General features: G+C 65.6%; 19 protein-coding genes and 1 tRNA gene. 5 read left to right on the top strand and 15 right to left on the bottom strand.

What is annotated here, in order from left to right; genetic code table 11:
- Positions 1 to 25: 25 nt before the first annotated feature.
- Both AC5RWX_RS11710 and AC5RWX_RS11705 read right to left on the bottom strand, forming a co-directional pair.
- Complete coding sequence (locus AC5RWX_RS11710; protein ID WP_494097460.1) at positions 26 to 952, bottom strand: aldose 1-epimerase family protein; 927 nt, start codon at positions 950 to 952, stop codon at positions 26 to 28.
- 76 nt (positions 953 to 1028) lie between these two features.
- Entirely contained in the window at positions 1029 to 1859 is an 831-nt protein-coding gene (locus AC5RWX_RS11705; RefSeq protein ID WP_493957177.1) for a Bax inhibitor-1/YccA family protein, read from the bottom strand.
- 227 nt (positions 1860 to 2086) lie between these two features.
- Between AC5RWX_RS11705 and AC5RWX_RS11700 the strand changes: the two genes are divergently transcribed.
- The 5 genes from AC5RWX_RS11700 to AC5RWX_RS11680 all read left to right on the top strand — a co-directional run bounded on the left by AC5RWX_RS11700 (position 2087) and on the right by AC5RWX_RS11680 (position 6780).
- The gene (locus AC5RWX_RS11700) at positions 2087 to 2383 is read left to right on the top strand and encodes a GroES family chaperonin (protein ID WP_127512147.1); all 297 of its coding nucleotides are present in this window, start codon (positions 2087 to 2089) and stop codon (positions 2381 to 2383) included.
- A gap of 257 nt (positions 2384 to 2640) precedes the next feature.
- The gene (locus tag AC5RWX_RS11695) at positions 2641 to 3957 is read left to right on the top strand and encodes a branched-chain amino acid ABC transporter permease (RefSeq protein ID WP_493940238.1); all 1317 of its coding nucleotides are present in this window, start codon (positions 2641 to 2643) and stop codon (positions 3955 to 3957) included.
- A gap of 11 nt (positions 3958 to 3968) precedes the next feature.
- A complete protein-coding gene (locus AC5RWX_RS11690) occupies positions 3969 to 4949 on the top strand; it encodes a branched-chain amino acid ABC transporter permease (RefSeq protein WP_493940237.1) in 981 nt (326 codons plus the stop codon).
- Between the two features lie 68 nt (positions 4950 to 5017).
- Positions 5018 to 6013, top strand: a complete 996-nt coding sequence (locus tag AC5RWX_RS11685; RefSeq protein WP_493940273.1) for an ABC transporter ATP-binding protein — start codon at positions 5018 to 5020, stop codon at positions 6011 to 6013.
- Positions 6010 to 6780 (top strand): ABC transporter ATP-binding protein, encoded by a 771-nt coding sequence (locus AC5RWX_RS11680; protein WP_493957176.1) that lies wholly within the window; start codon positions 6010 to 6012, stop codon positions 6778 to 6780. Before AC5RWX_RS11685 ends, AC5RWX_RS11680 begins: the two co-directional genes overlap by 4 nt.
- A gap of 268 nt (positions 6781 to 7048) precedes the next feature.
- Here the strand turns inward: AC5RWX_RS11680 and AC5RWX_RS11675 are convergent, their stop codons facing one another.
- The 13 genes from AC5RWX_RS11675 to AC5RWX_RS11615 form a co-directional block, all read right to left on the bottom strand.
- Positions 7049 to 8440 (bottom strand): ABC transporter substrate-binding protein, encoded by a 1392-nt coding sequence (locus AC5RWX_RS11675; protein ID WP_493940235.1) that lies wholly within the window; start codon positions 8438 to 8440, stop codon positions 7049 to 7051.
- Positions 8441 to 8584: 144 nt separating this feature from the next.
- Positions 8585 to 8657: transfer RNA gene (locus AC5RWX_RS11670), tRNA-Leu, on the bottom strand.
- A gap of 47 nt (positions 8658 to 8704) precedes the next feature.
- Positions 8705 to 9211, bottom strand: coding sequence for a GNAT family N-acetyltransferase (locus AC5RWX_RS11665; protein ID WP_493957174.1), 507 nt, complete (start codon positions 9209 to 9211; stop codon positions 8705 to 8707).
- A gap of 104 nt (positions 9212 to 9315) precedes the next feature.
- The gene (locus AC5RWX_RS11660) at positions 9316 to 10764 is read right to left on the bottom strand and encodes an NAD(P)/FAD-dependent oxidoreductase (RefSeq protein ID WP_493940233.1); all 1449 of its coding nucleotides are present in this window, start codon (positions 10762 to 10764) and stop codon (positions 9316 to 9318) included.
- A 56-nt stretch (positions 10765 to 10820) separates the two neighbouring features.
- Positions 10821 to 12251, bottom strand: a complete 1431-nt coding sequence (locus tag AC5RWX_RS11655) for a S8 family serine peptidase (protein WP_494063596.1) — start codon at positions 12249 to 12251, stop codon at positions 10821 to 10823.
- A gap of 27 nt (positions 12252 to 12278) precedes the next feature.
- On the bottom strand, positions 12279 to 13247 hold the full coding sequence (locus AC5RWX_RS11650; protein ID WP_494063595.1) for a Ppx/GppA phosphatase family protein: 969 nt from the start codon (positions 13245 to 13247) through the stop codon (positions 12279 to 12281).
- Positions 13247 to 13948 (bottom strand): DUF501 domain-containing protein, encoded by a 702-nt coding sequence (locus AC5RWX_RS11645; protein WP_494063594.1) that lies wholly within the window; start codon positions 13946 to 13948, stop codon positions 13247 to 13249. The genes AC5RWX_RS11650 and AC5RWX_RS11645 overlap by 1 nt, the downstream gene beginning before the upstream one ends.
- Positions 13949 to 14022: 74 nt before the next feature.
- Positions 14023 to 14778: an FtsB family cell division protein gene (locus AC5RWX_RS11640; protein ID WP_494063593.1), complete on the bottom strand. Its 756-nt coding sequence runs from the start codon at positions 14776 to 14778 to the stop codon at positions 14023 to 14025.
- A gap of 86 nt (positions 14779 to 14864) precedes the next feature.
- On the bottom strand, positions 14865 to 16145 hold the full coding sequence (gene eno / locus AC5RWX_RS11635; protein WP_493957168.1) for a phosphopyruvate hydratase: 1281 nt from the start codon (positions 16143 to 16145) through the stop codon (positions 14865 to 14867).
- Positions 16146 to 16235: 90 nt separating this feature from the next.
- Positions 16236 to 16976: a MazG nucleotide pyrophosphohydrolase domain-containing protein gene (locus AC5RWX_RS11630; RefSeq protein ID WP_494063592.1), complete on the bottom strand. Its 741-nt coding sequence runs from the start codon at positions 16974 to 16976 to the stop codon at positions 16236 to 16238.
- A 7-nt stretch (positions 16977 to 16983) separates the two neighbouring features.
- The gene (locus tag AC5RWX_RS11625; protein ID WP_494063591.1) at positions 16984 to 18123 is read right to left on the bottom strand and encodes an adenosine deaminase; all 1140 of its coding nucleotides are present in this window, start codon (positions 18121 to 18123) and stop codon (positions 16984 to 16986) included.
- 73 nt (positions 18124 to 18196) lie between these two features.
- Positions 18197 to 19039 carry a DedA family protein gene (locus tag AC5RWX_RS11620; protein ID WP_494063590.1) on the bottom strand — a complete coding sequence of 281 codons (843 nt, stop codon included), beginning with the start codon at positions 19037 to 19039 and terminating at the stop codon, positions 18197 to 18199.
- 292 nt (positions 19040 to 19331) lie between these two features.
- On the bottom strand, positions 19332 to 20618 hold the full coding sequence (locus AC5RWX_RS11615) for a thymidine phosphorylase (RefSeq protein WP_494063589.1): 1287 nt from the start codon (positions 20616 to 20618) through the stop codon (positions 19332 to 19334).
- Positions 20619 to 20650: the final 32 nt, after the last annotated feature.

Genomic DNA, 20650 nt, shown 5'->3' with positions numbered 1-20650 from the left:
TTCATATTGTCACCCAGACATGTGTTCAGTGAAGCCGCGCCGTAATCCCCCAGCTGCCGCCGAACGAACCGCCGGGTTGCAGCCATGCCAGCCCGATGCCGGAATTGAAGCTGTCCGCTGGCGCCGTCATCGGTTCTACCGCCACGGCGCACGCCCGGCCCGGATACTTTGAGGTGACAAAGACATGCACGTATTGGAATGCTTCTGCCTGCCACAGCCCGACCATCGACCCGCTATCCGAAGACAAGGTGCTCACCACCCGGCCGTCGGGCCCGGCGGACAGTCCGGTGTAGGCCCGGTCCATCGCCAGCTCCGCCAACCGGGCGCCTTGTCGGAGATCGGTATGCTCGTCCACCGGAGCATCCGCCGTTGGAATCTTGGTCTGCGGATCCGCCGGAAAGAACCGTGCAGCGGGCACAGTCAACGTCAGCCGGTCGGCAGGTTCGTCCCCCAACCGCAGGAAAGGATGGGCGCCCAGCGCCACTGGTGCCGCCGCACCGGACAGGTTCAGCAACTGCTGCCGCACAGTCAGATCGCCGGCTTCGTCCAAGGAGTACTCCGCATGATGACTGAGCCGGAAGGGATACCCGTGCTGCGGGAAGATCTCCGCCCGCAGTACCACCCTGGACTCGCTGCATTCAACGAGCCGGTAGCCGGTATTGCGGAGCAGTCCGTGGATGGCATGACCGCGGGCCGGCTCCGTGATGTCCAGCTGCTGGACGGTGCCGTCAAGAGTCCAGCTGCCTTCGGCCACCCGATTGGGCCACGGCGCTAACAGGATGCCGCAGGCCGAGGGCGGGATCCGATCGTCGTCGTAGGTTTCGGTCAGCTGCACACCGTGCTTTTCGAAGAGCCGCAGGCTGCCGGCGAGCTCGGTAATCACGGCACGCGACCCGGCACGCCGCAGTTCAAACTGTTCTCCGGTGGCTGCTTCGGTGCGCTCGCGCGTCATAAGTTACACCGTACCGGGTGCCGCTTAAACAACCGACCCCGGCACTAGGCCGGGGTCGGGTGGAAGAGCAGCAGAATTATTCGTCGCCGCGCAGGATGGCGAGCAGGCGCAGGATCTCCACGTACAGCCAAATCAAGGTCACAGTCAGGCCGAAGGCCGCCGTCCAGGAGTACTTGCGGTCCGCGCCCTGCTTTACGCCTTGCTCGATCGAGGTGAAGTCGACGATCAGCGAGAAGGCAGCCAGGCCGATGGCGAACAACCCGATGAGGACACCCAGCGGGATGCCCATGATTTCGGTGCCGCGCATGCCCCACTGGTTATCCAGCACGCCGAACCACATCAGGCCCAGATTCACCAGCGAGAAGAGTGCGTAGCCCATCAGCGCGATCATGAAGAAGCGCATCGCCTTCGGGGTGGCACGGACCTTGCCGCTCTTGAACAGGGCCAAGGTGACGGCGAAGACGCACACGGTGCCCAGCACGGCCTGCGGGGCGACACCCGGGTACATTCCGTCGATGACCATGGACAGCCCGCCGACGAACAAACCTTCGGCAGCTGCGTAGGCGAGGATCAGCCCCTTGGACGGTTCCTTCTTGAAGGCGTTGACCAGGCCGAGAACCAGCCCGACAACCATGCCCGGGATCATCAGGATCGGGAACATCCAGCCAATGGCACCGCCTACGACCACCAGGGACAGGCAAGCGAGTGTCTTGAAGATGACGTCGTCGTACGTCATCCGGCCGGTCTGGGCGGGGCCCGCAGACGGCTGGTTGTACAGGTCCTGCAGTTGCTGGCTGGTCAGTTGCGTCTGTCCGGCCAGTGCGGTTGAACCGGCTGCGGCAGAACCAGCGGGTGAACCGCGGAACACCTTCGGGTTGTTGAAAACCGGATTTCCTCCGATTGCCATCTTGTTGTCCTCCATCGTCAGGGGGCGAGCTATTGATTACACTACCAATGCCAACGATCGGCGCGGCGGAAAATTCCACAACGTGCCGAGGAACTCTTCCGTGCCTAGCTCTGTGGCAGGAAGCGGCGGCTCCGGGCGGAGCCCGCCGCGGGTAGAATGCTGCGGTGACTTCCCGCAGTCCTTCCAACAAGCACCGCTCCTCCGCGCCGGACAAACTGCCCCTACGGATGCTCCATGACCGCATTCTGGTGGCCCCGGACCAGGACAGCAGCGAGCGCCGTTCATCCTCCGGAATTGTCATTCCGGCCACCGCAGTGATGGGCAAGCGCCTGGCGTGGGCCGAAGTAGTAGCAGCGGGCCCGCAGGTTCGCCAAGTTGCGGTCGGCGACCGGGTGCTCTTCGACCCTGAAGACCGTGCGGAAGTCGAGGTCAACGCAGCCGACTACACCCTCCTCCGCGAACGCGACATCCACGCGGTATCCCAGCCGGAGGAAGCCGACAGCAGCACCGGCCTCTACCTGTAGCGCCCGTCGGGGCAGCTTCTTTTCGCGGGGCCGCTACGGTCACTGTAGCCAGCCTGCTCTTTGGTGCCCCGACCTTGTACGTTTGCTTAACGAGTGCTTCACAGTTGTTACCTGATCGCGATAGAACGTGCCACCCGTCCGCCTGTGGCGCAGGTAACATAAACGACACGTCAGTGATTCTTATCACAGACGCTGTCAGTGTCTGCCGGTGATACGGCGGACCACCCCACACTGTGGAGGTTCATATTTTGATAGCGATGCCGAAGCTTGTTCGGCCATTGGGGACGCTATTCGCCTTGCTGGCGATCACCATGGGGATCCTGCTGTCCGCTCCCCCCTCACTGGCTTCGACCGCCTCACCAGAGGCAACACCTGCGACGTCGGCGCCTGCGGAACCCTCCCGCTACAAGATCAGCGGCGTCTTGCGAAACGCCGACGGTCCGGTCGCCGGAGTGAAAATCACGGCGACAGGGGAAGGGTTCAGCGGCGAGGCGACCACGGGAGCAAACGGTACCTGGTCTATCGGAGTTCCGGTTCAGGGAAAGTACCAAGTCGAGGTCGACGTCTCCACTCTCCCGGAGGGAGTGAACCTTGCCAAGGGCACGCCCAATCCCCGCGAAGTCAACTTAACCAACACGTCTAATGCCGCCGCCGTCTTCCCGCTGGGCGAGGGCATTGTGGTGCAGAGTGCCAGTTTCGGCGAGATTTTCGTCGAACGGCTGATTGCGGGCTTGAGCTTCGGTCTGCTGCTGGCCTTGGCATCGGTGGGTTTGTCGCTGATCTACGGCACTACCGGCCTGACCAACTTCGCCCACGGCGAGATGGTCACGCTTGGAGCCGTCCTGATGTTTGCCTTCTCCGTGGCGGGCTTTCCTATCTGGTTGGCGATGCTATTGGGGGTCGTGCTGGGCGGGGCCTTTGGCTGGGTCCAGGATGGCTGGCTCTGGAAGCCGCTGCGCCGCCGGGGTACCGCGCTGATCCCCATGATGATCATCAGCATCGGATTGGCGTTGGCCGCGCGCTACACGATCTTGTTCTTTTTCGGCGGCGCCACTCAACAGCTTCCCGGGGCCAGCAGCCCCATCTTGGAGATTGGCGTCATCTCCATCAGCCGCAACACGCTGCTCTCGCTGATTATCAGTCTGGTGGTCATCGTCCTGATCGCCATGCTGCTGCTCAAGACCCGTCTGGGCAAGGCAACCCGAGCCGTTGCCGACAACCCCGCGCTTGCCGCGGCCTCCGGCATCGACGTTGACCGAGTCATCAGGATTGTCTGGACAGTGGGCGGCGTGCTGGCTGCCCTCGGCGGCATTCTGTGGGCCTACTACCGCCCCGGGGTCACCTTCAATATGGGACAGCAAATCCTGCTGCTCGTTTTTGCCGGCGTCATCTTGGGCGGATTGGGCACCGTGTTCGGGGCCCTGGTTGGTTCGGTCCTGGTCGGACTGTTCGTCGAATTGTCGACGCTCTGGCTGGTAGCAGACCTTAAGTACGTCGGCGCCCTGCTGATCATGATCGTCGTCCTGCTGTTCCGACCACAGGGAATCCTGGGCCGTCGAGAGCGTGTGGGTTAGGAGGCAACACCATGGATTTCCTCAATATATTTACCAACGCACTCGGCGAGATTGTCAGCCCGACAACGGCCGCCTACGCCCTGGCTTCCCTGGGCCTGGCAGTCCACTTTGGCTTCACCGGACTGCTGAACTTCGGGCAAGCTGGTTTCATGGCCATCGGCGCCTACGGATTCGCCATACCGACCCTGCTATGGGATGTCCCGTTCGTGGTCGGCGTCTTGATAGCGGTCGTCGGATCGGTGCTCTTTGCACTGCTCTTGGGCATCCCTACCCTGCGATTGCGTGCCGATTACCTGGCCATTGTCACGATCGCCGCCGCCGAAATCATCCGGTACGTGGTCACCACCAACGAACTGACCGAAATCACCGGTTCGGCCAACGGGTTGGCCGCGTTTGAAGGCGGGTTCTACGCGATGAACCCGTTCCCACAGGGCACCTACAACTTCGGCCTAACGAGCATGAACGAGCGGGACCTCTGGATCCGGGTGGTTGCCTGGACCTTGGTTGCCCTCTGCTGCCTGCTGGTGTTCCTGCTGATGCGTAGCCCCTGGGGCCGGATCTTGAAAGGCATCCGCGAAGACGAGAATGCAGTGCGCTCCTTGGGTAAAAACGTCTACTCCTACAAGATGCAGTCGCTGATTTTCGGCGGCTTGTTGGGCACCTTTGCGGGCATGATCTTCACGCTCCCCCGTGGAGCTGTCCAACCTGCCAACTACCAGACAGAACTGACGTTCTTCCTCTGGACGTGCTTGCTGCTGGGCGGCATGGCCACCGTGCTCGGCCCCGTCGTCGGCGCCATGATCTTTTGGGTAGTGCTCTCGCTGACCCAGGGGCTGCTCTACGGAGCCATCGAGGCGGGCTACATCACCTTCCTCACCACCACCCAGGCCGGTCAGTTGCGTTACATCCTGGTCGGTGTCGCTTTGATGCTGTTGATGATCTTCAGGCCCCAAGGGGTGCTGGGCAACAAGAAAGAGCTGGTATTCGCATGAGCGAACAAGACGGCATCGCGGCAGGCGCCGGCTCCGCCGCGAACCAGTCACCCGTGCAGAACGATTACATGACCGACACGCGCCCCATCGCTGCCGACGAACCGGGTCCCGGCTGCCGCAAGCGCGATCCCATCCTCGTAGCCAAGGACGTCACGCGCCAGTTCGGCGGTGTCAACGCCGTGGACGTGGAGTATCTGGAGATCCCACGGCACCAGATCACGGCGCTGATCGGGCCAAACGGCGCCGGCAAGACCACCCTGTTCAACCTGCTCACCGGATTCGACATCCCACAGACCGGTGAGTGGTCGTTCGAAGGCCACTCACTGGCAGGCGTGCCATCCTACAAAGTGGCCCGGATGGGTATGGTCCGCACGTTCCAGCTGACCAAAGTCATGGGCAAGCTGACCGTCATCGAGAACATGCGCTTGGGTGCCACGGAGCAGTCCGGCGAGAACCTGTTCAAAGCCCTGTTCAAGAAGATCTGGGGCCCCAGGGAACGTGAAATCACCGAGCAGGCAGAGGATCTGCTGGTGAAATTCAAGCTGGACGCCAAACGCGACGACTACGCAGCCTCGCTCTCGGGTGGCCAGCGCAAACTGCTGGAAATGGCGCGGGCGCTGATGGTCCGGCCCAAGCTGGTCATGCTGGACGAGCCGATGGCCGGCGTTAACCCGGCCCTGACCCAGTCTCTGCTGGAGCATGTCAAGAACCTCAAGGCCGAGGGAATGACCGTGCTGTTCGTCGAACACGACATGCATATGGTCCGCCACATCGCGGATTGGGTGGTGGTTATGGCCGAAGGCCGGATCGTGGCAGAAGGCCCGCCCGGCGTCGTCATGAAGGACCCCGCCGTGATTGATGCCTATTTGGGCGCCCACCACGACGTCGACCTTGGCGACACGGAAGGGGTCGAAGCGCTCACGGAGGAACTCGCCCAGGACGCGGAGTCGGTAGTCGGCACGGCCGACGAGGGAGTCCTCGGCAGCCACATCAGCGAGCATGATTCGAGCGCGGATGAGGCCCGCGATACGGACCGAGACCCGAACAGGAAGGACCAGGCATGAATGCGCACCGAGCGGATACGAGCCCGACCACTGTGGGGGCAGGGGAACAGGTGGTCGTTGTGCGGGATTTGGTGGCCGGCTACCTGCCCGGCGTCAACATCCTCAACGGCTGCAGCATCGAAGCCCGCCAAGGCGAATTGATCGGCATCATCGGCCCGAACGGGGCCGGCAAGTCAACACTGCTTAAGGCAATGTTCGGCCTGGTCAAAGTGCATTCCGGCACGGTTGTGGTCCGCGGTCAGGACCTGACGGGACTGAAAGCCAATAAGCTGGTCAGCCGCGGCATCGGGTTCGTCCCGCAGACCAACAACGTCTTTTCCACGCTGACCATCGAAGAAAACATGGAAATGGGCATGTTCCAGCGGCCCAAAGACTTCAAGGAGCGCTTCGACTTTGTCGCCGGCATCTTCCCCGATCTGGCGAAGCGCCGCGCGCAGCGGGCCGGTTCGCTCTCCGGTGGCGAACGCCAGATGGTGGCCATGGGGCGGGCACTGATGATGAACCCGGCGGTGCTGCTCCTGGACGAGCCCTCGGCCGGCCTCTCCCCGGTTAAGCAGGACGAGACGTTCCTGCGGGTGCACGAGATCAACCGGGCCGGTGTTTCGGTGATCATGGTGGAACAGAACGCACGCCGCTGCCTGCAGATCTGCGACCGTGGCTACGTCCTGGACCAAGGCAAGGACGCATACACCGGCACCGGCCGAGAACTGCTCAAGGATCCAAAGGTCATCCAGCTTTATCTGGGCACCCTGGCGGACACTGCCTGAGCACCTCCAACCGGCCGACGACGGCGGCGCCTGCCCTTTGCGGCGGGCGCCGCCGTCGTCGTTGGCCCTATCGATGTGCCTACTTTCGTCAGTCCTTCTGCAGTGGTGAGCGACGGCGCGGCGCCGCTTCCGCCTCCTCCTGATATGGCGTCCGTCGGCTGCTGGTGTGGCGTCCGTGGGGGCCGATGAGGCGTCCGTGGGCCCGCACGGCAGAGGGCCCCAACCCGGTGGCTGGGACCCTCTGCATGGTGCGGGTGGTGCGGAACGGTTACAGCTTGCCGAACTCCTCAAGCTTCGGCTTCGGCACGTTGGTCTTGTCGTACTGGTAGATACCGATGTAGGCCTCGGTCGGGTCACCGTTCTTGTCGAAGGTAATCGGTCCGGAGATGCCGTCGTAATCGATGTCCTTGCCGTCGCGCAGCAGCGTCACACAACCGGCGAAGTCATAGCACTTCTCACCGCCCTCGGAGACAGCCTGCATCTCCTTGGCGATGTCCGTGCCCTTGGTGCTGCCGGCTGCCTCGGCGGCCAGCGACACGAGGTTCACCGCATCGTAAGACTCGCCCGCGTACGAGTAGGAGTTGAGCTTGCTATCGACCGTCGCCAGCTGCGCCTGGAATTCATCCTTGGCGAAGGTGCCGGGAATCGTACCCTGCGCCCCAGCCATGGCACCCGGGTCAAGCTCCTTGCTCAGGTCCGAGGTGTTGCCGTCCACCAAGAACATCTGGTCGGGCTTGACGCCCTTGGACAGCAGCAACGGCGCAATCGACTTGATCTGGTCGAAAGTAATCAGCGCATATGCGTCAGGCTTGGCGTTGACTACGGCGTCAACCTGCGAGCTGAACTGCGAATCGCCCTCGTTGAACATCTCCGTTGCCACCACCTGGCCGCCGGCGCCTTCGAAGGCCTGCTTGATGTTGTCCGCGAGACCGGTTCCGTAGGCATCGTTGAGCACGATCATGCCGAGCGTCTGGGCGCCGCAGGTCACCATGTAGCTGCCGAGAGTGCGTCCCTGCAAAACGTCGGAAGGAGCGGTCCGCCAGTACAGGCCCTTGTCATCCCAGGTGGTGAAGTCCGGCGACGTATTCGCCGGTGAAATCTGTAGAACGCCCGCGCCGGTGATCTGGTTGATCACGGTGAAGGAAACCCCCGAGGACGCCGCTCCCACAATCGCATTGACCTTTTCGCTGAGCAGGTCGGTCACCGACTGCGTTGCGATGTCCGTGGTGGTGTCGCCGGAGTCGCGCTGCACGGTTTCCACGTCTTTGCCAAGCACGCCGCCGGCTTCGTTGATCTTGTCCACGGCCAGCTTGACGCCTGCGATTTCAGGCGGGCCAAGGAAGGACAGAGTTCCGGTTGTCGGCAGCAGCGTTCCAATTTTCAGCGGAGTATCAGTGGAGCCCTTGGACTTGGGGACGTCCGCCGGGTTTCCGGTTGAACCGCTCGTGGGCCCCCCGCCCTCTGATGCTTCGGGACACACCAACCCGGACGCCCCCGCCGGCGCCGACGACTCTCCCCCACCAGTCCCCGACGGCGTGGAAGACCCTCCGCCGCAGGCCGAGGCAAACAAAGCGATCCCCAATCCGAGCGCGGCTAGCTTCCCCGCCCGCGCGGAGTTGCCGCCGGTGCCGAAAAGCACTGCGTTACGTGTTGCAGTCATGTATGTTTTCCCCTCGATCGAAAGGTTTGTGAACCTTTGATGCGATTACCAGGTATTCCTGATTACTGAGAAAACTAGTCGAAATTGTTGTTGAAAATAAGCGTTTTCGATTACATCCTTGTAACGCTCGTCACACTTTTTAGGTGCCCCCGGTGGGACTCGAACCCACACTGGACCGATTTTAAGTCGGTTGTCTCTGCCATTGGACTACGGGGGCCGGACGTTTCTGCACCTATCTAGGGTACTGGATAGCCTGGTGCCGCCCTACAGGCGGGCGAAAGGTTCAGCATACGTAAAAGTGCCCGCTGACGGGAGGGCGGTCAGCGGAAGCGCCATGAAGTGATCGCCCCATGCGGGATCCGGCGCTTTGATGCCGGATTGGCTGGCGGGCCGATAGCCGAAGCGGGGGTAGTATTCAGTGCTGCCGAGCAGCAGGATGACGCTCTCCCCCGCAGCCTCGGCCCGCTGGCGTGTCTCGGCCAGCAGGGCAGCTCCGACGCCCGAGCGCTGCCGGTTCGGCTCCACCGCGATGGGCCCCAGCCCCAACGCGGGCGCCCCGTCAATCCAACCGCGCGTACTGATGACCTGACCGACGACGTTCCCTCCGTCTTCGGCGACGAGGGAGAACTCCGGCAGGAAACCGGAGCACGCGTACAGGTCCGCCAGCAGCCGGCATTCAGCGGGCTCGGCACCGTCCTTGGTGGCGAAGGCACGCGCCACCAGTTTGAGGACGGCGGGCCGGTCCGCGGGTTGTTCTGTCCTGATCAGCACCAAAACATTTTAAGCCGCGGCTGCAGGCATCGAGCAGCAGGTTCGGAGAAAGCAGCAGGCCCGGCTACCGCGGTGCGGTGGCCGGGCCTGCTGCCTGCGTCTGGCTAGCGGCCGGTGGAAGCGAGTTCCTTCTCCGACCCGGTGCCCTCGGCATCTGCTGCCGGCTTGGGAGCGGCGGCGGCCTGCGGGCGCGGCTGCGGTGAAGCGGCCTCACGGAACTGGCGGTACGGCGTCTGCAGATCGGCGAGGCGCGTGGTGTCGCGGCCCAGGAAGATGGTCCAGAACCAGTTCGAGATCACGCGGATCTTGCGCTCCACGGTTGGCATGGCCAGTCCATGGTAGCCGCGGTGGGCCATCCATGCCGGCCAGCCCTTGAGCTTGACGCCCATGATCTTGGCGACGCCCTTGTTGAGGCCGAAGCCGGCGACGGCGCCCAGGTTCTTGTGCTTGTACTGCTGGACGCTGCCGACGCCCCAGCGGGCCGCGTAAAGGTTTTTGGCAAGCCGCTTGGCCTGGCGAATGGCGTGCTGGGCATTCGGTACGCAGAAGCCGCCCACCCCGCCGCCGGTCAGATCCGGCACGGCCGCGACGTCGCCAGCGGTCCAGGCGCCGTCAATCGGGCCGTTCTCGTCGACGATCCGGAGGGTGGCATCGGCCTTGATCCGTCCGCGTTCGTCCTGCGGGAAGCCAAAGCTGCGCGCCACCGGATTCGCCTGCACGCCGGCGGTCCACAGCAGCGTGTCGGTCTCGAAGGTTTCGGCCGGGGTCTTGTCCGGCATGTTGATCAATTCCAGCACGCCGCCCTCTGCCTTGGCCAGGGAGGTATTGAGCATGACCTCAATGCCGCGTGAGCGCATGTGCTCGACGACCCACTTGGCCTGCTCTTCGGTAACCTCGGGCATGATCCGGCCCATCGCCTCGACCAGCACGAAACGCAGGTCCTCCTGGCGCAGCCGTCCGTTCTTCCTGACGGCAGCGCGGGCCAGATCCTCGATTTCGGTCATCGCCTCGATGCCGGCGAAGCCACCGCCGACGCCGACAAACGTCAGTGCGCGGGTCCGTTCCGCCCCCGCCGGCAGCTGGGAGGCGGTCTCGATCCGCTCGAGCACCTTGTTCCGCAGTTCCACGGCTTCTTCGATGGTCTTCAGGCCAATGCCGACTTCGGCCAGCCCGGGGATCGGGAAGGTCCGGGTAATGGCACCGGCGGCTATAACGACGTCGCGGTAGTCCAGCTCGAAAGTCTCGCCCGCCGCGGGAGTGATCACGGCCTTCTTGGCGGCATGGTCGATGGAGGTGACCCTGCCGGTGATCAGTTCGGTGTCCTGCAGGTGCTGGCGGTGGTTGACCACGGCATGCCGGGCTTCGATGCTGCCGGAGGCCACTTCAGGCAGGAACGGCTGGTAGGTCATGTAGGGCAGCGGATCCACCAAGGTGACGATGCCGCCGTGCTGCTTAACCTTTTTCTGAAGCTTCAGCGCGACGTAGAGACCAACGTAGCCGCCGCCGACCACAAGGACGCGCGGGCGGTCGGACAGAGCAGGAGTGAGTGCCATTGCTCCAGTGTAGCGCCTTTTGTGAAAGTTTTCACGAAGTGGCGGCCGGGGCGCAATCAGCGCTTGATCGGCTTCTGGCTCCCGTCCCGAATCGGCGGGATGAAGGCGGTGTCCGCGTCTTCGACAGCCTGCGTTCCGCGCGCGGCCCGGCGTGCCCGGACCGTCTGGACTACGCCCAGAGCCAGGACACCGGCGATCAGCGCGCCGAACGAGAAGACGAGGATGGCCGGCAGTACCGAGTCCTCGGTGCGCGGAGGAACGGCCACCGGGGTGGTCGGTTCCGGAATCTCCGGCGCCGCCGCCTTGGACTGCACCGGAGAGTGCGATTCCGGCGCAGCAACTTGGCCGCGGCGGTGCACGGTGATCCATTGAGCAATCGAACCGAGCGGGTTCGCCGCCACCTCGGGAACTTCGGCATTCAGCGCCGCTTCGGCGTTGAGTATGCCGTAGCCGTAGATCGGGTCATGCCCGGGCACGCCGGAGTCCTTGGCCGTGCTGATGATGCGGTTGATGACCTGGGCCGCGCTCATGTTCGGGTACTTGGAGCGGATTAGCGCCGCCACGCCGGAGACCAGCGGGGTGGCGCCGGACGTACCGGACCAGTCGGCATAGCGGCCGCCCGGCAGTCCGCCCACCAGATCTTCGGCTGGCGCCGCAACGCCAATGACAATGCTCTGGGCCGAGGCCTCCTGGCTGGCTTCACCGTCGCGGTTCAGTCCCGCCACGGTCAGCACGCCGGGAATGGTGGCGGGAGCACCTGACTGTTCGGTTCCGCCCGCGCGGTTTCCGGCGGCGGCAACCACAACGACGTCGTGCTGTTCGGCGTACAGGAACGCGGCGTCCCAGCTCTCCGGCCAGGAGGTGCTGGAACTGGTCAGCGACATGTTGATGACCTGTGCGCCGTTGTCCACCGCCCAGCGGACCGCCGCGGGGATCTGCTCGTCAACACCGATGCCGGAAGGATTTGGTGTTCCGAGCCAGGTGGAGGCGGTCAGGATCTGCGCTTTGGGAGCCACTCCGATCACGCCGTCGGTGCCCGCCCCGATGCCCTTGTCCTTGTCCTTGTCCTTGGGCTGTTTGTCCTTCTTCTTGGTGTCCTTTTTATCCTCGTCCGGAGCATGACCGCGCCCGGCCAGCAAGGTTGCCACCAGCGTGCCGTGCTCGGGCGTCTGTCCGATGCCGCGCTGGCCGTCGGGATCTCCCGATCCAGAGGCATCCGTGCCGCCCACCACGGCCCCCTTGAGGTCAGGGTGGGTGGCGTCAACGCCGCTGTCGATCACCGCGACTTTCACGCCTTCGCCTTGCGATTCCTCCCAGACGGCGCGGATCCCGTAGGAGTCCAGCCAGTATTCCTTGTCCCGGGTGGAGTCGGCGTGGGCGGGTCCTGCCAGCATCAGCGAAGCGAGCACCGCAATCGCCGACCCCAGCGAAATGGCCTTCGCGGCGGACGAGCGCCTGCTTGGCCGTTCACTTTCGCGGTGGCGCATAGATGTCCCTTCGGTTGGCACAGCAGTCTAGGTCCCTGGGGCTCGCTGGGTGGGCAGCCGGGTGGCGGCGCTCAGGGCGATTCCATCAAGAATATCGTGTTCGCTGGCCGTGGCGCCGTCCGCGCGTCCGGCGGTCAATGCCTTCAGCCGCCGTGACACGGTGCGCCAGATGAGCGCTCCGGCGCCGATGACGTCCACCCGGCCGGGATGCATATACGGCAGCGCTGCCCGCTGTTGCCGCGTCATCTCCAGCAACGACGTGCAGGCAGCATCCAGTCGGTCCCCGTCCAAGCGTGCCCCGTGGATTGCGTCGGAACGGTATCGGTCCAATTGCAGAGCGTGCGCGGTGACGGTGGTGACGGACCCGGCCACGCCTACCAAGCGGTCGACGTCGGCCAGCGGCACCTCGTCCAGCACGCGGGTCAGATGCTGCTCGGCGTCGGCCTCGGCTTCGGCAATCTCCGCCGCACTGGGCGGGTCCGAGCGCAGGTACCGCTCGGTGAAACGGACGCAGCCCATATCCGTGCTGAGCGCGGCCAGCACCCCGTCGGCGCTGCCCAGCACGAACTCCGTGCTGCCGCCGCCGAGGTCGACCACCAGTATCTTTTCGCCCGGCGACGGCGCCAGGACACTGGCGGCACCGGCGAAGGACAGCTCGGCCTCCTCGCGGCCGCTGATCACCTCCGGTTCCACACCGAGGCGGTCGCGGATGCCGTCAACAAAAACCTGCCGGTTGGCAGCATCGCGGGTGGCAGAGGTGGCGACAAAGCGCAGGGCTTCGACGCCCTCGCGCCGCAATTGCACGGCGTATTCTTCCGCTGCGGCGAACGTCCGGTCCAGCGCTTCGGGTGCCAGCGACCCGGTAGCGTCGACGCCCTGTCCCAGCCGCACGATTTTCATCTCCCGGACTACATCGCTCAGCCCCCCGTCCTGGACATCGGCAATCAGCAGGCGGATCGAGTTAGTCCCGCAATCGATGGCTCCGACACGTGCCACTAGGACTCCGCTCCTCCGGCTGCGCCGGGCGACTGAGGGTCGACGGCGCCGCCGCCGGAGGATTCCTGGCCCCGGGAGCGCCTGGCCTTCTTCGCGGCCAGCGCCTCGGCCGGCAGGCCTTGGGTCCGGGTGTGCCGGCTTAGATCACGGGCGGGCGCAGCCCCTTCGACGTCCCAGGCGCCGGCGCAATAGCATCGGTCGGCCGTCCACCACTCGGCGATGCCCTCAAGCGCTTCGTCGCCCAGCGGATTCACGCCCGGGCCCGCGGCCAGCGAATGGCCCACCAGGACGTGCAGGCACTTGACCCTGGTGGGCATTCCGCCGGCCGAGACTCCCGCGATCTCGGGCACCTCCCCGATCCCGGCCCTGCGGCCCACCTCATTGCGCGCGGCCAGGTACTCCTCATGGGCCCGCCGGTATGCTGCGGCCAGTTCAGGATCGCCCTCCAGCCGTGCGCTCATTTCCGTCATCACCCCGGCCGCTTCCAGCCGGGATACTGCGGAGGTGATGACCGGGTGGGTCAGGTAGTACGTGGTGGGGAACGGGATGCCGTTGCCCAACCGCGGTGCGGTCGTGGCGACCAGCGGGTTTCCACAGACGCAGCGGGCGCCTATTTCCACGACATCGCGTACCGGCCTGCCGAGCTGGCGGCTCATCGTGTCGAGGTCTTCGGGGGTGGGTGTGCGCTGAGCGGTGTTCATGGCTCAGTCCTTCCTGGCGCTGCGGTTCATCTGGCAGCAAGCCGTGTGATCCGGCAGCCGTGGCTGCCGCGTTGTTAGTCGGCGGCGGGCACGTCCGTGGCGGCCCGGGTCATCGAATTCCACAGTGCGTCGACCCACGGCAAGTCCTCGGGCGCCGTCGCGGATGCGTGTTCGTCCGACTCTCCCAGTCCTTCCGCACCGGTGACCATGTACCGCTTCTCCCCCGGCATTACATAGAATATGCGATCCCGCGCCTGCTGCTTGATGTAGGCCGGGTCGTCCCAGCGGGCCAGTTCCTTGGTCAACTGCTCATGGGAGTCTTTCTTGGCGGCGATGTCCGCCTGCAGCGCGGCCAGTTCTGCCCGCTGCTCTATGAAAACCCGCACTGAGGGCGCCAGCAGCACCGTGATGGAGACCAAGACCACCGCCAGTGCCAGCAGCCGGCCGGAGAAGGCCTTGGCCGGGACCGGGACGGCGTCGGCGGGCAGTTCCCGGTCCGGTTCCCGCTGTTCCCGACGCGGGGCCGGCCCTTCCGGCTGCCTGATTCCCTCGGACAGCTGACGCCGTTCGGCGGCACGGGCTTCCGACGGGGCCGGCTTGGGCTTTGCCGGTGGTTTGGGTTTCCGGCGGTGTCCTGCCTCCGGTGTGGTTGGCGGGGCGGCCTCGGGCCGGGCCGCGGCAGCCGGCGCCGCTCGGCCGAAGTCGGCCCGAATGACTTTTCCGGTTTCCGGTTCCCGACGGTCGGTGCCCCTGCCCTCCCCCTGGCCGCTGCCCTGCGTGCTGCCGGCCGGGCGGCCGGCCCGCGGCATGTTGGGGCGTCGGGTGGACATTGAGGCTCCTCACCGTGGTTGTCGTGCGGGGCCGGCGTCGGCTGACGGCCGGCCCCGCTTAAGACATTACCGAGGGTTGGGCCGAACTACGCCGTGAAACGCGGGAAAGCGCTGCGACCGGCGTAGCGTGCCGCGTCGTCGAGTTCTTCCTCGATCCGCAGCAGCTGGTTGTACTTCGCCACCCGCTCCGAACGGGCCGGGGCGCCGGTCTTGATCTGGCCGGCGTTGGTGGCCACGGCGATGTCGGCGATGGTGGTGTCCTCGGTTTCGCCGGAGCGGTGCGAGGTGATGGTGGTGTAGCCGTTGCGCTGGGCCAGGGCCACGGCCTCCAGCGTCTCGGTCAGCGAGCCGATCTGGTTGACCTTGACCAGCAGCGAGTTGGCGGTCTTGGCGTCGATGCCCTGCTGCAGGCGCTCCGGGTTGGTGACGAACAGGTCGTCACCCACCAGTTGCACCTTGTCGCCGAGCTCGGCGGTCAGGGTCGCCCAGCCGTCCCAATCGGATTCGTCCAGCGGGTCCTCGATGGAGACCAGCGGGAAGTCGGCCACCAGCTGGCCGTAGTAGGCGCTCATTTCGGCCGCCGTCAGCGACTTGCCCTCGAACTGGTAGGCACCGTCCTGGTAGAACTCGGAGGACGCCACGTCCAGGGCCAGGGCGATGTCCGTGCCCGGCGTGTAGCCGGCGCGGGTGATCGCTTCGGTGATCAGGTCCAGGGCGGCCCGGTTGCTGGGCAGGTTCGGGGCGAATCCGCCCTCGTCGCCCAGCCCGGTGGAGAGGCCCTTCTCCTTCAGCACGGCTTTCAGGCTGTGGTAGACCTCCACCCCCCAGCGCAGCCCCTCGGAGAACGTTGCGGCGCCCAGCGGCACCACCATGAACTCCTGGATGTCGACGTCGGAGTCCGCGTGCGACCCGCCGTTGAGGATATTCATCAGCGGCACCGGCAGCACGTGGGCGTTCGGTCCGCCCAGGTACTTGTACAGCGGAAGGTTGGCCGATTCGGCGGCTGCCGACGCCACGGCCAGCGAGACACCCAGAATGGAGTTGGCGCCCAGATCGGATTTGTTGGACGTGCCGTCCAGGTCCAGCATGGTCTGGTCGATCAGCCGCTGGTCAGTGGCGTCGAGGCCCACCAGCGCCGGCTGGATGGTGTCCACCACGGCGGCCACGGCCTGGCTGACGCCCTTGCCCAGGTAGCGGCCCTTTTCGCCGTCCCGGCGTTCGACGGCCTCGAAAGCACCGGTGGAGGCGCCGGACGGAACTGCGGCGCGGCCCATTGAGCCGTCGGACAGCAGCACCTCAACTTCAACGGTGGGGTTGCCGCGGGAATCAAGGATTTCACGCGCGTGGATGGCATCGATCAGCGCCATGGGGTAGCTCCTGTTCGTTGGAACGAAAGATGGAATGTCTGCAGGCATGGCAACAGCCGGCCGCAAGGTCCGGCTTAAGACTAATCGAGATCAGCCCGTGGGGTTTTCTTCCGTTACGCGCTGCTGGAATCGCCGGACGGCGGCCCGGAGTGCCTGTTCCGGGTCCACACCGGCTTCCGCGGCGCGGCGGACGACGGCGAACAGCGCCTCGCCCACCTCAGCTTCGGTCAGGTCCGGCTGCGTCTCCACGCGGCGCTGCGCGCCTTGGTCGACGACCGACGCCCGGCGCGCCCGGTCCAGGGATTTCGCCGCCAGGGTCAACGCCGGCAGCGACGTCGGAACGCCGTCAAACGGTGTGGTCCGCTCCGGCTTCTCTGCGGCCTTCACGTCGTCGTAGCTGGCCACGATCTCGGCGATGGTGTCCGGAAACGTCTCCTGCAGGGACCCGTCCGGCCGGAAAACGTGCCGGTTTCGCCGGACGAGTTTGGCTGTCAGTGCGGCGGCCACGGCGTCGAAATCAAAATGTCCGCGTTCTTCCTGCAGCCGGGCATGCAGCAGCACCTGGAACAGCACGTCCGCCAGTTCGCCCCTGAGCTCGGCCACGTCGGCCTGGCCGGTGTGGCCAGTTTCAATCGCCTCGGCCAGCTCGTGGGCCTCCTCGACCAGATACTCGACGAGCGATTCATGGGTCAGCGCGGCGGTCCACAGGCAGTGTTCGCGCAGCTGCGCGACGACCTCAAGCAGCCGCGGAACCGCCCAACCGGGGCCGGGCTGCGCCGTCGTTCCTTCCCCATGCCGTCCCGCTGCTGGTGGCTGACCGGCGTGCGGCATGGTGCGGTCAGCCCAGCTGGCTGCGGAAGCCCTCGCCGATGTACTCGACGAGCGCCTCGCGCTCTTCCAGCGGCAGGAAGGCGGCTTCCGCGGCGTTGAGCGTGATCTCCAGCAGGTCGTCCAGATCGTAGTCGAAGGTTTCCACCAGCAACTCGTACTCGTCCGAGAGCGTGACCCCGCTCATCAGCCGGTTGTCCGTGTTGATCGTGACCTTGAACCCGGTCTGGTAGAGCAAGTCGAACGGGTGGGCTTCAATGCCGTCGCCGAAAACGGCGATGGCGCCGGTCTGCAGGTTGGACGAGGGGCTGCACTCCAGCGGGATGCCGCGGTCGCGGACCCACGCCGCGACCCGGCCCAGGGTGACCATCCCAACCTCGTCGCCGTCCTCCTCGTCCGGGCCGAAGTCCACCTGGATGTCCTCGGCGATCCGTACGCCGTGGCCCAGCCGCAGTGCCCGGCCGCTGACCAGTGCATCCGCGATGCTGTCCACGCCGGCCGCCTCGCCCGCGTGGACAGTGACCGGGAACTGGTGTTCGGCCAAGTAGGTAAAGGCGTCCTTGAACCGCGAGGCCGGGAAGCCGTCCTCAGCGCCGGCAATATCGAATCCGACGGCGCCGCGGTCCCGGTGACGGAGGGCCAGTTCAGCGATCTCCTGGGCGCGATCGGCGTGCCGCATCGCGGTAATCAACTGGCCAACCTGGATGGGCCGGCCGCTGGCCTCGACGGCGTCCACGCCCGCGTCCAGCCCGGCCTGGACGGCTTCAACAGCTTCGTCCAGGGTCAGGCCCTTGGTCAGGTGTTGCTCCGGTGCCCAGCGGACCTCTCCGTAGACCACGCCATCGTCGGCCAGGTCCTCCACGAATTCCTGTGCCACGCGGAAGAGGCCTTCTTTGGTCTGCATGACGGCGACCGTGTGATCGAAGGTTTCCAGGTAGCGAACCAGCGAGCCGGAGTCTGCCGACTCCCGGAACCACTCGCCCAGTGCCACCGGGTCGGTCGAGGGCAGTTCATGACCCACGGCGGCGGCCAGTTCGATGATCGTGGCCGGACGCAGGCCACCGTCCAGATGGTCGTGCAGCGATACCTTCGGCAGGCTGCGGATGTCGATGTCCATGTCGGCTGCGGTGTCGTAATCAGGCTCAGTCACACGCACCACCTTACGCGAGCACGTGGCCTGCCTGAACCGGTACGGCTGCTGCCGCCGGTTCATTCGTCCAGTGTTATTCGTCCAGTGCGGCCGTGGAGCGGTTGCGCGAGGACACCGCCAGGGGCGCATGCGGCTCGAAGCGCACCGTCCTCGAACCGGTTTCCGGCGGTTGGTCGCCTGGATGGCGCCGGCCCTGGGCTGAGGCCCCGGAACTCCCTGCTGTACCGCTGCCAGAGGCGGCCTGCTGCCCGGCTCCTGCCGACGCGGAACGGCTGTCCGCGACCGGAACGGCGACACCCGTTCGCGCGGCGTGGCGGCGGCTGAGCAGCTTCATACCGTGGTCCATCACCAGGCCCAGCAGCAGCGCCAGTACGATGGCCAGGCCCGCGGCCAGCAGGGTGTGGTCATGGAACCATTGGCCGGCCAACGCCCCGATGCCTACTGAGTACAAAGCCCACGAGAAGCCGGCCACCAAGGAGAACAGGACGAACTTGCGGTGGTTGTAGCCGGTGGCGCCGGCAGTCATGTTGACCGCGACGCGGCCCACCGGAATGTAACGGGCCCCCAGGATCAGCAGGGCGCCGCGCCGGTCCAGTTCCCGGCGTGCCCAGGCGAAGGCAGCAGCAACCCGGGGCCGCTGCATCCAGCGGAAACGGTCCGCGCCGATGCTGCGGCCGATCAGATACGCGATGTTGTCGCCGGCGATGGCGCCCACCGCCGCAACCGCAACCACCAGCCAGGCGTTGGGCGCTCCGGCCGACACGGCGATGGCGGCCAGCGCGACGACGACCGACTCACTGGGGACCGGCGGAAAAATGCCGTCGATCAGGCAGAGCGCCAAGAGCAGTGGGTAGATCCACCATTGTGCTGCTGCGTCGATAATGAAGACGCTGAGCGCGTCCATAAAAGTCTGCACGAGGTGTTCCTGTCCGCTGGATGTCTAGTCCAACGATGCCATGCCGCATTTGGTGCCGCTATCGGGTGTATCCCTGACCGGGCCCCCAACGGTCGTGCCGCAGACCCTGTAGTAGTGCGCCGGAGCCCTCCCCCTGGCTCCGGCCGCACACATCATCGTAGCCGGGCGCGATAGGGCCGGGAAGAGGTTTATCCAGCGAATCTATAAAAGCCTGTCCCCAGTTGTTTATAGCTGGGGCTTTGGCCCCGACCTGGTCCCCGAGCGTCTCAGGGGTTTGTGACGCTGCCGCGGTCTAAGCGATCCGGTCAATGATCAGCCGGCGGTCCGGCCGGCCTCCTTCCGGAGCAATAACGACGGCGTCGCGCAGCGCGTCCTTGGCCCGGTCGAATCGGTCGGGGGTGTCCGTGAGCAGCGTCATGAGCGGTTCGCCGGCGCGGACGGTGGCACCGGGCTTGGCGTGCAGCCGCACGCCGGCACCGGCCTGGACTGCGTCCTCCTTGCGGGCCCGTCCAGCCCCCAGCCGCCAGGCCGCCACTCCCACCGACAGGGCGTCCAGCTGGACCAGCACGCCGTCCGCCGGCGCGTAGACAACTTCGGATTCCCGGGCCGCCGGCAATGCGGCATCGGGGTCTCCGCCCTGCGCGCGGATCATCGACTTCCAGACATCCATGGCACGGCCGTCCTTCAGCGCTGCCGCCGGGTCGGCGTCGGCAACGCCGGCCGCCTGCAGCATCTCTTCGGCCAGCTTCACCGTGAGTTCCACCACGTCCTCCGGGCCACCACCGGCGAGCACTTCCACCGATTCTTCGACTTCAATGGCGTTGCCTGCGGTAAGTCCCAGCGGGGTGCTCATGTCGGTGAGCAGGGCCACGGTGTTCACGCCGGCGTCCTTGCCCAGGGCCACCATGGTTTCGGCCAGTTCGCGGGCGTTGCGCTCATCCTTCATGAAGGCGCCGCTGCCGACCTTCACATCCAGCACCAGCGAGCCGGTGCCTTCGGCGATCTTCTTGCTCATAATCGAGGAGGCAATCAGCGGGATCGCCTCGACCGTGCCGGTCACATCCCGCAGCGCATAGAGCTTCTTGTCCGCGGGCGCGAGGCCGGAGCCGGCCGCGCAGATCACCGCGCCGACCTCGGCCAGCTGCCTCATCATCTCGTCGTTGGTGAGCAGCGCCCGCCATCCCGGGATCGATTCGAGCTTGTCCAGGGTGCCGCCGGTGTGGCCCAGCCCGCGTCCGGACAGCTGCGGCACGGCGACGCCGAAGACCGCCACCAACGGTGCCAGCGGGAGGGTGATCTTGTCCCCCACTCCCCCGGTGGAGTGCTTATCCGCGGTCGGTTTGCCGAGTGAGGCGAAGTCCATCCGCTCGCCGGAGGCGATCATCGCCGTCGTCCAATGAGAGATTTCCTCCCGGTCCATGCCATTGAGCAGGATGGCCATGTTCAGTGCGGACATTTGCTCGTCGGCGATGGCCCCGCGGGTGTAGGCATCGATGGTCCAGGCGATCTGCTCGGGACTCAGTCTGCCCTTGTCCCGCTTGGCCCGGATGATGTCCACGGCGTCGAATGTCTCGGTCATATCCTGTTCCTCACTTGGTCCGTTCCGGCTTA

Source organism: Arthrobacter sp. SPT-J7 (assembly GCF_059089965.1).
This window is presented reverse-complemented; position numbering and strand designations above follow the sequence as displayed.